General features: G+C 64.5%; 7 protein-coding genes. 4 read left to right on the forward strand and 3 right to left on the reverse strand.

Translation table 11 applies throughout. The features are described 5' to 3' along the window. Positions 1 to 11: 11 nt before the first annotated feature. The gene (locus H8B02_RS11920; RefSeq protein ID WP_376711645.1) at positions 12 to 6,296 is read right to left on the reverse strand and encodes a HAMP domain-containing protein; all 6,285 of its coding nucleotides are present in this window, start codon (positions 6,294 to 6,296) and stop codon (positions 12 to 14) included. Between the two features lie 283 nt (positions 6,297 to 6,579). Here H8B02_RS11920 and H8B02_RS11930 point away from each other — a divergent pair, with 283 nt between their 5' ends. Beyond that, complete coding sequence (locus H8B02_RS11930) at positions 6,580 to 8,535, forward strand: hybrid sensor histidine kinase/response regulator (protein WP_312000827.1); 1,956 nt, start codon at positions 6,580 to 6,582, stop codon at positions 8,533 to 8,535. 364 nt (positions 8,536 to 8,899) lie between these two features. Here the strand turns inward: H8B02_RS11930 and H8B02_RS11935 are convergent, their stop codons facing one another. After that, positions 8,900 to 9,166 carry a hypothetical protein gene (locus H8B02_RS11935; RefSeq protein WP_229166413.1) on the reverse strand — a complete coding sequence of 89 codons (267 nt, stop codon included), beginning with the start codon at positions 9,164 to 9,166 and terminating at the stop codon, positions 8,900 to 8,902. 115 nt (positions 9,167 to 9,281) lie between these two features. Between H8B02_RS11935 and H8B02_RS11940 the strand changes: the two genes are divergently transcribed. Together H8B02_RS11940 and H8B02_RS11945 are read left to right on the forward strand one after the other, a co-directional pair. Continuing rightward, complete coding sequence (locus H8B02_RS11940) at positions 9,282 to 9,482, forward strand: DUF3072 domain-containing protein (RefSeq protein ID WP_229166414.1); 201 nt, start codon at positions 9,282 to 9,284, stop codon at positions 9,480 to 9,482. Positions 9,483 to 9,583: 101 nt separating this feature from the next. Next, positions 9,584 to 9,838 carry a hypothetical protein gene (locus H8B02_RS11945; RefSeq protein ID WP_176531323.1) on the forward strand — a complete coding sequence of 85 codons (255 nt, stop codon included), beginning with the start codon at positions 9,584 to 9,586 and terminating at the stop codon, positions 9,836 to 9,838. Between the two features lie 160 nt (positions 9,839 to 9,998). On the opposite strand, the gene H8B02_RS11950 is transcribed toward H8B02_RS11945, so the two are convergent. Then, complete coding sequence (locus tag H8B02_RS11950; RefSeq protein WP_176531322.1) at positions 9,999 to 10,256, reverse strand: hypothetical protein; 258 nt, start codon at positions 10,254 to 10,256, stop codon at positions 9,999 to 10,001. 112 nt (positions 10,257 to 10,368) lie between these two features. Here H8B02_RS11950 and H8B02_RS11955 point away from each other — a divergent pair. Then, positions 10,369 to 12,376 (forward strand): ATP-dependent helicase (locus H8B02_RS11955; protein ID WP_229166415.1); only part of this gene is annotated, 2,008 nt, incomplete at its 3' end.

Consider the following 12,376-nt stretch of genomic DNA (forward strand, 5'->3'; position numbering starts at 1 on the left):
TCGATCGCCGATCAGCGGTGCAGCCACATGCGGATCGCCAGCAGCAGTTGCTCGGTGTTCACGGGTTTCGCCAGATAATCGGATGCGCCTGCTTCCAGGCATTTCTCCCGGTCACCTTTCATCGCCTTCGCGGTCAGCGCGATGATCGGCAGCCGCGCAAAGGCGGGATTTTGCCGGATGGCGCCGATGGTCTGGTAACCGTCCATCTGCGGCATCATGATGTCCATCAGCACGATCGCGATCTTCGGATTGGACTCGACCAGCGAGATCGCCTCGTGACCGGTTGTCGCAGTCAACACCTTCATACCTCGCCGCTCCAGCACGCTCGACAGCGCGAAGATGTTGCGGGCGTCGTCGTCGACCAGGAGCGCGGTCTTGCCAATAAGATCCTCATCGGAACTATTGAGCTTCTCCAGCATCCTCTGTTTTTCGACAGGCAATTCCGTGATCACACGGTGCAGGAACAGTGACGTTTCGTCGAGCAGGCGTTCCGGCGACTCCACACCCTTGACGACGATGCTGCGCGCCATCGTGTGCAGTTCCGCGTCCTCTTCGGCCGAAAGTTCCCGGCCGGTAAACACGACAACGGGAATATTGGAGAGCGTGTCGTCCTTGCGGATCTGATCCAGCACCTCGAAGCCGCTCATATCGGGCAGGCGCAGATCGAGCACGACACAGTCGCACGGATGCTCGCGCAACGTTGAGAGCGCCCCTGCCCCGGTTCCGCTGGTCACGATCTCGATATCCTCGTGGCCGAGCAACTCGGTGATGCTGAGCTGCTCCGCCGCATTGTCCTCCACAATTAGCAGACGCTTGCGACGCGGCCTGGCGTATTCCTTGATTTGCGACAGCGCCGCGCTGACGCCCTCGGTCGTGGTCGGCTTGTTGACGAAGGAGAAGGCGCCGCGTGCCAGCGCGTGTTGCCGATCCTCGTCGAGCGTAATGATCTGGACCGGAATGTGACGGGTCAGCGGATTGTGCTTGAGCTGGCTCAGCACGGTCCAACCGAGCATGTCGGGCAGGAAGACGTCGAGCGAAACCGCGCTCGGCTGGAACTGCTTGGCGAGATCCAGCGCCTCGGCGCCCCGGCTTGCGACCAGCACCTTGAAGCCCTTGTCGCGCGCCAGATCGATCAGCACCCGCGCGTAATGCGGGTCGTCCTCGACGATCAAGAGGATCGTGTCGCCGGGCTCGAGATCGAGCCGGTCGTCCGCCAGCTGCTCGATCACACGCTCCTGTGCGCCTGACAATTGCAGCGCCGGCGCCGCCGTGTGCGGCATCGCCAGCGCCTGCGGGCGCAACCCCACCGAGGGTCCGGCATATTTCAGCGGCAGATAGAGCACAAAGGTCGAGCCCTTGCCCGGTGCGCTCCGCAGATGGATCTCGCCGCCGAGCAGGCCCGCCAGCTCGCGGCTGATGGCAAGGCCAAGGCCGGTGCCGCCATATTTGCGGCTGGTACCGGCGTCGGCCTGCTGGAACGCCTCGAAGATCAGCTTCTGCTTGTCCTGGGGAATGCCGATTCCGGTATCCGACACTTCGAATGCGACCACGGCCGGTGCGGCGTTCAGGATCGGATGCTCGGCGCTCCAGCCGCCGAGTGCGGCCGACACGGTCAGGCTGACGCCGCCGTCCGCGGTGAACTTGAACGCGTTCGACAGCAGATTCTTCAGCACCTGCTGCAGCCGCTTGGAGTCGGTCACCATGCTGCGCGCAAGGTTGGCGTCGACATCGATGCTGAAGGAGAGATGCCGGTTCTCCGCCTCGTGCCGGAACGGCCGCCCGACGGTCTCGAGCAGGCTCGAGGTGAGGATCTCCTCGGCATCGACCGTCACCGTGCCGGACTCGATCTTGGACAGATCGAGGATGTCGCTGATCAGGTTCAGCAGGTCGGTGCCGGCGCCATGAATGGTACGAGCGAACTCGACCTGCTTGCCGGTCAGATTGCCGTCCGGATTCTCGGTGAGCTGCTGGCCCAGGATCAGGATCGAGTTCAGCGGCGTGCGCAGCTCGTGCGACATGTTGGCGAGGAATTCGGACTTGTACTTCGAGGTCAGCGACAGCTCGGTCGCCTTCTCTTCCAGCGCGCGGCGGGCCTGCTCGATTTCCTGGTTCTTGCGCTCGACGTCGACATTGCGTTCGGCGAGCTGCTGGGCCTTCTGCTCGAGCTGGTCGTTGGTCTGCTGCAACTCCTTCTGCTGGGTCTGCAGTTCGCCGGCGAGCTGCTGCGACTGCTTGAGCAGCGCCTCGGTCTGCATCGTCGCCTCGATGCTGTTGAGCACGATGCCGATGCTGTCGGTCAGCTGTTCGAGGAAGGTGATCTGCGATGTCGTGAATGACGAGATCGAGGACAGCTCGATCACCGCCTTGACCTGGTTCTCGAACAGCACTGGGAACACGACGAGATTCTTCGGCATGATCCGCATCAGCGCCGAATTGATCGGTACCGCATCGCCCGGGATATCCGAGACGAGGCGCTGACGCTTGTCGAGTGCGCACTGACCGATCAGTCCCTCGCCGAACTGGACGATTTGCGGATGCGGATTGCTGCTGTCGCTGGCATAGGCCGACAGCAAGCGCAGCTGCGCATTCTCGGGATTGTCGACCTGGTAGATCACGCCCATATGCGCGTTGATCAGCGGCGCAAGCTCGGTCAGCAGCAGGCGGCCGACGGTCGCAAGATCACGCTGGCCCTGCAGCATGTTGGTGAAGCGCGCCAGATTGGTCTTCAGCCAGTCCTGCTCGGTGTTGCGCTCCGTGGTGAGACGGAGGTTGCCGATCATCGTGTTGATGTTGTCCTTGAGCTCCGCGACTTCGCCGCGCACGTCGACCTGGATCGAGCGCGTCAGGTCGCCCTTGGTCACGGCGGTCGCCACTTCCGCGATCGCGCGCACCTGGGAGGTCAGGTTGGCTGCGAGCAGGTTGACGTTGCCGGTCAAGTCCTTCCAGGTGCCTTCGGTGCCGGGCACGTTGGCCTGACCGCCGAGCCGGCCCTCGACGCCGACCTCGCGCGCCACGCTGGTGACCTGTTCGGCGAAGGTCGCAAGCGTCTCGGTCATGTTGTTGATGGTGTCGGCGAGGGCTGCCACCTCGCCCTTCGACTTCACCGTCAGGTTCTGCTTCAGGTCGCCATTGGCGACCGCGGTCACCACCTTGACGATGCCGCGCACCTGCTCGGTCAGGTTCGCCGCCATGACGTTGACGGTATCGGTGAGGTCCTTCCAGGTGCCGGCAACGCCGCGCACCTCGGCCTGGCCGCCCAGCTTGCCCTCGGTGCCGACTTCGCGCGCGACGCGCGTCACCTCGCCGGCGAAAGCGTTGAGCTGGTCCACCATCGTGTTGATGGTGTTCTTCAGCTCGAGGATTTCGCCCTTCACGTCGACCGTGATCTTGCGCGACAGGTCGCCGCGCGCCACCGCCGTCGTCACTTCCGCGATGTTGCGGACCTGCGTGGTCAGGTTCGCGGCCAGGAGGTTGACGTTGTCGGTGAGGTCCTTCCAGGTGCCGCCGACGCCGGGCACCACGGCCTGGCCGCCCAGCCGTCCCTCGGTGCCGACCTCGCGCGCCACGCGCGTCACTTCGGCGGCGAACGAGCGCAGCTGCTCGACCATCGTGTTCAGGGTGTCCTTGAGCAGCAGGATCTCGCCGCGGACGTCCACCGTGATCTTCTTCGATAGATCGCCGCCGGCGATCGCGGTCGCGACCTCGGCGATGTTGCGGACCTGCGCCGTGAGATTCGACGCCATGAAGTTGACGTTGTCGGTCAAATCTTTCCAGGTGCCGGCGACGCCGGGCACTTCGGCCTGACCGCCGAGCTTGCCTTCGGTGCCGACCTCGCGCGCCACGCGCGTCACTTCGCCGGCGAAGCCGTTGAGCTGGTCGACCATCGTGTTGATGGTGTTCTTCAGCTCGAGGATTTCGCCCTTCACGTCGACCGTGATCTTGCGCGACAGGTCGCCGCGCGCCACGGCGGTCGTCACTTCGGCGATGTTGCGGACCTGCGCCGTGAGGTTGCCGGCCATCGAGTTGACGCTGTCGGTCAGGTCCTTCCAGGTGCCGGCGACGCCGGGCACGTTGGCCTGGCCGCCGAGGCTGCCGTCGGTGCCGACCTCGCGCGCCACGCGCGTCACCTCGCCCGCGAAGCGGTTGAGCTGGTCGACCATCGTGTTCAGCGTTTCCTTCAGCTGGAGGATCTCGCCGCGGACGTCGACCGTGATCTTGCGCGACAGGTCGCCGCCGGCGATCGCGGTCGCAACCTCGGCGATGTTACGAACCTGCGCCGTCAGATTGCCGGCCATCGAGTTGACGCTGTCGGTCAGATCCTTCCAGGTGCCGGCGACGCCGGGCACCTCGGCCTGGCCGCCGAGCTTGCCGTCGGTGCCGACCTCGCGCGCCACGCGCGTCACCTCGCCGGCGAAGGCGTTGAGCTGGTCAACCATCGTGTTGAGTGTTTCCTTCAGCTGAAGGATTTCGCCCGACACGTTCACCGTGATCTTCTTCGACAGGTCGCCCTTCGCCACCGCGGTCGCGACCTCGGCGATATTGCGGACTTGCGCCGTCAGGTTCGAGGCCATCGAGTTGACGCTGTCGGTCAAATCCTTCCAGGTGCCGGCGACGCCGCGCACCTCGGCCTGGCCGCCGAGCTTGCCTTCAGTGCCGACCTCGCGCGCCACGCGCGTCACCTCGCCGGCGAAGGCGTTCAGCTGGTCGACCATCGTGTTGATGGTGTCCTTCAGCTCGAGGATTTCACCGCGCACGTCGACCGTGATCTTCTTCGACAGGTCGCCATTGGCGACCGCGGTGGTGACGCCCGCGATATTGCGGACCTGCGCGGTCAGGTTCGACGCCATGAAGTTGACGTTGTCGGTGAGATCCTTCCACGTGCCTGCGACGCCGAGCACGTTGGCCTGGCCACCGAGCTTGCCTTCGGTGCCGACCTCGCGCGCCACGCGCGTCACTTCCGACGCAAACGCGTTGAGCTGGTCGACCATCGTGTTCAGCGTTTCCTTCAGCTGAAGGATCTCGCCCGACACGTTCACCGTGATCTTCTTCGAGAGGTCGCCGCCGGCGATCGCGGTCGCGACGTCGGCGATGTTGCGGACCTGGGCGGTCAGGTTCGACGCCATGAAGTTGACGTTGTCGGTCAGGTCCTTCCAGGTGCCGGCGACGCCGGGCACCTGGGCCTGGCCGCCGAGCTTGCCTTCGGTGCCGACCTCACGCGCCACGCGCGTCACTTCCGAGGCGAATGAATTGAGCTGGTCCACCATCGTGTTGATAGTGTCCTTCAGCTCGAGGATCTCGCCGCTGACGTCGACCGTGATCTTGCGCGACAGGTCGCCGCGCGCCACCGCCGTGGTGACGTTGGCGATGTTGCGGACCTGAGCGGTCAGGTTGCCGCACATCGCGTTCACCGAGTCGGTCAGGTCCTTCCAGGTGCCGGCAACACCGGGGACGATCGCCTGGCCGCCGAGCTTGCCGTCGGTGCCGACCTCGCGCGCCACGCGCGTCACTTCGGAGGCGAATGAACGCAGCTGATCGACCATCGTATTGATGGCCTCCTTCAGCTGCAGGATCTCGCCACGGACGTCGACCGTGATCTTCTTCGACAAGTCGCCGTTGGCGACCGCAATCGTCACCTCGGCGATGTTGCGGACCTGGCCGGTCAAATTGTTGGCCATCGAGTTGACGCTCTCGGTCAGGTCCTTCCAGACGCCGGTCACTTCCGGCACCTGGGCCTGGCCGCCGAGCTTGCCCTCGGTGCCGACTTCGCGCGCCACGCGGGTGACCTCGGAGGTGAACACCGAGAGCTGCTTGATCATCGTGTTGACGATGTTTGCCGACTGCAGGAATTCGCCGCGCAGCGGCCGCCCCTCGACGTCGAGCTGCACGGTCTGCAGCAGGTCGCCCTGCGCCACCGCGGCGACCGCGCGGGTGACTTCGCGGGTCGGCCACAGCAAATCGTCGATCAGGGTGTTGACCGAACTCTCCATGTCGGCCCAGGCGCCACTGGCGAGGCCGAAATTGACGCGCTGGCGGGTCTGCCCCTCACGGCCGACGACCTGCCCGACGCGCGCCAATTGCTGCGCCATGCGCTCATTGGCGGCTGCGATTTCGTTGAAGGCGTCGGCGATCTTGCCGTCGATACCGAGATAGTCGCCACGCATGCGAACGGAGAAGTCGCCGCCGCGCATCGCCTGCAGCGATTGCAGCAGATCGTGCGAGGAATCGAGGCTTCCGTTCGATGATTGGGCGCGGCGTGTATCAGCACGGGGACGAGGCGGCGAACCGAGATCGGTCATGTAATTTCCCCTACGCGCTGGCCACGAATCCAGGGACTCGGAGAAGCCAGTGTGACCATAAGAATGACTGCCCTTGATCTATTCAAGCGGGAAAACGCCAAAACCGCGATTTGTGACGCAAACCGAGGGGCTTAATCGTCGATGGAACCAAAAGTTCCCATGCGCATTGGAACTTTTTGCGCAGTAGCGTAAGCCGTTCATATTGCTTGGGCCTGATCGGCGCATTTGATCGCATTGGAACATTGGCCTCCCCGGAACGTTCCCGGCGTTGGCAGGATTGGTGATGGTTAAAAAGTCAGACCAGCTCAAGCGGGGCATTCTCGAAAGCGAACGCAGCTTCCACCTGTTGGCCGGAGGGGCAATTGACTATGCGATCTGCACGCTCGCCCCCGATGGACGGGTGATCAACTGGAATAAGGGCGCCGAGCGCATCACCGGCTATCCGGCCAAGACGATCCTCGGCAAGCACTTCTCGGTCTTCTACCCTGAGGAGGATCGAGCATCGGGCCTTCCCGCGATGGCGCTGCGGATGGCGCGGAAGGAAAAGCACGCCGTGGCCGAGGGCTGGTACATCCGCAAGGATGGCTCGCAATTCTACGCCTCTGTCGTCATCGATCCGATCTACGAGAAGCGCAAGCTGATCGGCTACGCGATGGTCACCCGCGACGTGACCGAGCGCCAACAGGCGCGCGCGGATCTCGACGCCAGCGAAAGCCAGTTCCGCCTGCTGGTGAGCAACGTCACCGACTACGCGCTGTACATGCTGACGCCGGCCGGCATCGTCGCCAACTGGAACGCCGGCGGCGAGCGCATCAAGGGCTATTCGCCAAGCGAAATCATCGGCCAGAGCTTCGCGCGGTTCTACACGCCGGCCGACCAAGCCGCGGGCAAGCCCGCCCGCGCGCTCAAGATCGCGGAGGAGACCGGGCACTACGAGGAGGATGGCTGGCGGGTCCGCAAGGACGGCTCGTTCTTCTGGGCCAGCGTCGTGATCGATCCGATCCGCGACGGCGACGGCAGTCTGGTCGGCTTTGCCAAGATCACGCGGGACATTTCCGAGCGGCGTGAGGCGCAGCAGAAGCTCGAACTGGTGCAGCGACAGCTGGCGGAATCGCAGAAGATGGATGCGCTGGGCCAATTGACCGGCGGCGTCGCGCACGACTTCAACAACCTGCTGATGATCATTTCGGGCAACCTGCACCGGATCAAGCGCGAGGTGACGAGCGAGCGCGGCCAGCTTGCCCTGAGCGCGATCGAAACCGCATCCGAGCGCGCCGCGTCCCTGACCAGCCAGCTGCTCACCTTCGCGCGCCGCCAGAGCGTCAACCCGCAGACCATCGATGTCGCCGACAGGATCACCGCGGTGCGCGAGGTGCTGAGCAGCGCGCTCGGCGGCGCGATCAAGCTGAACTTGGAGATCCAGCCGGATCTCTGGCCGATCTTCGTCGACCCGAACGAATTCGAGACCGCGCTGATCAACCTTGTCGTCAATGGGCGGGACGCGATGGCTAGTGGCGGCACGCTGACGGTCTCGGCCCGAAACGTACCCGCAACCACCGAGGTGGCCGTCAGCGTAGCCGATACCGGCGAAGGCATCCCCCAGGATGTGCTGAGCAAGGTCTTCGACCCGTTCTTCACCACCAAGCCGGTCGGCAAAGGGACCGGCCTCGGACTGTCCCAGGTCCACGGCTTCGCCCACCAGGCGGACGGCCGGATCGAGATTGCAAGCACGCTTGGCAAGGGCACCACCGTCAGCATCTACCTCCCGCGCGGCACCGAGGCCGCAACGGGTACGACCGCGGGCGACAGCGTGCGCGGCTCCGCAACGGTCCTGCTGATCGAGGACAATCCGGCGGTCGCCGATGCGAGCACGGGCCTGCTCGAACAGCTCGGCTACACCGTGCGCTGGGCTTCGAACGCAGAGGCTGCCTTATCGGAAATCGAGACCGACGGCGTCGACGTGGTGTTCAGCGACATCGTGATGCCCGGCAAGATGGATGGGCTGAAGCTGGCGCGCACGATCCGGGACAGGAAGCCCGAGCTGCCGATCCTGCTGACGACAGGCTACAGCGAGAGTGCGCGCGACGTGCGGTCCGACTTTCCGGTCCTGCGCAAGCCGTACCGCATTCAAGACCTCAGCCGCGAACTCTCGAAGCTGACGGGGCAACGCTCCGTAAGCGTGTCGGACGATCTCCCGGCAGATGAAGATCTGCCCAGGAAGGCGAGAGCGCGGTCATAATTTTCAAATGGAGGGCTAACGGTCCGCTGGCCAGGTCCGCCGCACCAATTGTACCCGTTCGATGCGGCTGCATTGTTCGCAGCGATATTGAAGGACGTCCCTGCCCTCGCTGCCCGGAGAGCTGCTCTCAAGCCTCATCGTCCTGATGCAGCTGATGCAGGAGATCAGCGTCAGCAACGGGCTGCGATCGTCATTCATCGATGTCCGCGGGGGCGCGGTCGGATCGGCGATCATGGCGCTGGGCGACGCTATGGTGTTGGCTCTCACCACAAGAAAATGCCCACCCGCGGCCAGGGTTCCCGCCTCGAAACCAGATTCGGACTCGAGCCGGTGTGTGACGCGCCCTCCCGCTCGGGCGGGCCGATCAAACCCTCGCGTTGCTCTGGCCCAGCCTGAGCCTGCCTTTGTCCGATCTGTCGGGAGCCGGCTTGCCGGTCGCAACGGCACGATCCGCAAAGCTTCGGCTTAGCCGCTCCCGCACCGTGGGGAGGCGCTCGCCGCCGCCGGCGGCCTTCCACCGGCCTATGAGCTCGGTCACTTCGGCGCGCATTGCCATCAGCCGGTATGACGCTTCGCTGCAATCCAGATCGCGGTTGACCTGATCCCGGATCGACGCCTCGACCAGGGTCATCTCAGCTCGCAAAGTGCTGATCTTACGACGAATTTCGTTGATCTTATTGTCCATAGCTTGTTAGAACAAAAATAGAACATATTGTCAAGTCACGATCCGGCAAGCGAGGTGAGCGATGAGCATGGCAGCGGTGAGATTTGGCGGGGTTGCGGAGCGGCTGGGCGGGCTGATGTCGCGAGCCCAGGCGCTGCGGTTGCGGACCCTGGCCGAGGAGGCCTATCAGCCGAACCAGTACGCACGCGACCTGACGTCGGAGGAAGCCGAACGGCGCATCGATGCCCTCCGGGCGGAGATCGCACTGGCGGATTCCTTCTGAACCGCCCAACCCGACGACCCGGACACTCCCTTAAGGCTTTGATATAGCGGGGCAGCTAGGTCTGTTCTGTTATTGCTGTTTGCCTTTTGGGGGAGCCTTTCGTGCTGGAGCTGGAGAAGCGGTCGCCGCTTGCGTTCCCGATCACGCTGAAAGACGGGCGAACACTCGCGACCGTTGGCGACGCGGCGGACTACCTGTCGGCGCTGAACATTGATCAGCGCGAGCGCGGGTACTGGAAGACGGCGATCATGATGTTCAACAACGCGATGCGCGAACCCAGCTATCTGAGGATCGCAACGATGAACCTGCGCTCTGCCCTTGTGTACGACCGCCTCGTCGACGACGTCGGCCACTGATTGTGGTGTTGGAGCTACAGCCGAATCGGCGCGCCTTTCGTAAGGCCCGTTCGTTATGGCCGCAAACAAGGTAACGGCGGTACACGCGACGACCGGGTGCGCAATGCGCTTCGGCCGCACTCTCGGGCCGCCGCGGAGGGCCAAGGCGGCCCATTTCTTTTCAAAGCAATTTGGCGCGGACGAACAGCATCCGCAGCGCCGAGGTTGCCTGCACCGTCAGCATGGCGTTACCGGCCGCGCGCTCCAGCGCGACCAGCGCGTCGTCATGCAGCGAGCGGAACTCCATCCATTCGACGGCGCTGAGATTGCTGATGAAGCGGTAGGCCTGACCGACGGTCGCGAGCGTCACCGTCTCGCCGTTCAGCCGCACTCTGAATGTCGCCTTCAGCGGCGTGTCGGATTTGGAAACGTCAGCCATGGCGCGGTTGTGCTCCGCGGCGCGTTAATGTCAATCTAATTTCTCTGCTCCCATTGAGGTGCGCCGGCTCCACGGAATCGCAATGTCTGTTAGCGTTTCGTAGGGGTGATTCGTGCCTGATGTTGCCAACACAGCCTATCTCGATGCGCTCAATTCCGAGCAGCGCCGCGCCGTCGAGCACGGGGTCGGCAAGGATGGCATCGTGGGCGCCCCGCTGCTGGTGATCGCGGGCGCGGGCTCCGGCAAGACCAATACGCTCGCCCATCGCGTCGCGCATCTGATCGTCGCGGGCGCCGATCCGCGGCGCATCCTGTTGATGACCTTTTCGCGACGCGCAGCCGCCGAGATGGCCGGCCGCGTCGAACGCATCGCGCGGCGCGTGCTCGGCGATCGCGCCTCGATCATGACCGATGCGCTGAATTGGGCAGGCACGTTCCACGGCATAGGCGCGCGGCTGCTCCGGGAATTCGCCGAACGCATCGCCCTCGACCCGGCCTTCACGATCCATGACCGCGAGGACTCCGCCGACCTGATGAACCTGGTCCGCCACGATCTCGGTTTCTCCCGCACCGAAAGCCGGTTTCCCACCAAAGGCACATGCCTTGCGATCTATTCGCGCTGCGTCAACGCGGAGATGCCGATCGAGGCTGTGCTCGGCCAGTTCTTCCCGTGGTGCTCCGGCTGGGCCAGCGAGTTGAAGCAATTGTTCGCGGCCTATGTCGAAGCCAAGCAGCGGCAGAACGTGCTCGATTACGACGACCTGTTGCTGTGCTGGGCGCAAATGGTGACGGATACGGCCCTGGCCGAGGAGATCGGCGGCCGCTTCGACCATGTGATGGTCGACGAATATCAGGACACCAACCGCCTGCAGTCCTCCATCCTGCTCGCGCTCAAGCCGGCGGGACACGGGCTCACCGTCGTCGGCGACGACGCGCAGTCGATCTACTCGTTCCGCGCCGCGACCGTGCGCAACATCCTCGACTTCCCGGCGCAGTTCAGCCCGGCCGCCGAGATCGTCACGCTCGACCGTAACTATCGCTCGACGCAGCCGATCCTGGCGGCCGCCAATGGCGTCATCTCGCTCGCCAAGGAACGCTTCACCAAGAACCTGTGGACCGACCGAACCTCGACCCGCAAGCCGCTGCTGGTCACGATCCGCGACGAAGCCGATCAAGCCCGTTACATCGTCGAGCAGGTGCTGGCCAACCGTGAGGAAGGCGCGCTGTTGAAGCATCAGGCGGTGCTGTTCCGCACCTCCTCGCACAGCGGTCCGCTGGAGGTCGAGCTGACCCGCCGCAACATTCCCTTCGTGAAGTTCGGCGGCCTCAAATTCCTCGACGCCGCGCACGTCAAGGACATGCTGGCGCTGCTGCGCTTCACCGCCAATCCGCGCGACCGGGTCGCCGGCTTTCGCATCCTGCATCTGTTGCCCGGCGTCGGGCCGGCCTCGGCGCAGCGCGTGCTCGACCGCATGGCAGAAGCCGCCGATCCGATCGCAGCACTCGTGGCGGTGCCTGCCCCGTCCCGCGCCGGCGCCGACTGGCGGCTGTTCGTCGAGGCGATCGAGAACCTTCGCTACTCGGAATGGCCCGTCGACATCGAACGCGCGCGCCTCTGGTACGAGCCGCATCTCGATCGGATCCACGAGGACAGCGAGGTCCGCCGCGCCGACCTCATTCAGCTCGAGCAGATCGCCGCCGGCTATCCGTCGCGCGAACGCTTCCTCACCGAGCTCACGCTCGATCCGCCCGACGCGACCAGCGACCAGGCCGGCGTGCCGCTGCTCGACGAGGATTATTTGATCCTGTCGACCATCCATTCCGCCAAGGGGCAGGAATGGAAGTCCGTCTATGTGCTCAACGTCGTCGACGGCTGCATGCCCTCCGATCTCGGCGCCGGCACGTCGGCTGAACTCGAGGAGGAGCGCCGCCTGCTCTATGTCGCCATGACCCGCGCCAAGGACGATCTGCATCTGCTGGTGCCGCAGCGCTTTTTCGTCCATGGCCAGGCCGCAAAGGGTGACCGCCACATGTACGCCTCGCGCACCCGCTTCATCCCGGAACGGCTGCTGCCGATGTTCGAGCGGACCAGCTGGCCGCGCGCCGCGGCCGCGCAGGCCT

The sequence above is a fragment of the Bradyrhizobium altum genome (assembly GCF_020889705.1).
Taxonomy (GTDB): domain Bacteria; phylum Pseudomonadota; class Alphaproteobacteria; order Rhizobiales; family Xanthobacteraceae; genus Bradyrhizobium; species Bradyrhizobium altum.

Coding starts and splice junctions, on each gene's coding strand:
- H8B02_RS11920 (WP_376711645.1), bottom strand. CDS start 6,296: ATGACCGATCTCGGTTCGCCGCCTCGTCCCCGTGCTGATACACGCCGC.
- H8B02_RS11930 (WP_312000827.1), top strand. CDS start 6,580: ATGGTTAAAAAGTCAGACCAGCTCAAGCGGGGCATTCTCGAAAGCGAA.
- H8B02_RS11935 (WP_229166413.1), bottom strand. CDS start 9,166: ATGACCCTGGTCGAGGCGTCGATCCGGGATCAGGTCAACCGCGATCTG.
- H8B02_RS11940 (WP_229166414.1), top strand. CDS start 9,282: ATGAGCATGGCAGCGGTGAGATTTGGCGGGGTTGCGGAGCGGCTGGGC.
- H8B02_RS11950 (WP_176531322.1), bottom strand. CDS start 10,256: ATGGCTGACGTTTCCAAATCCGACACGCCGCTGAAGGCGACATTCAGA.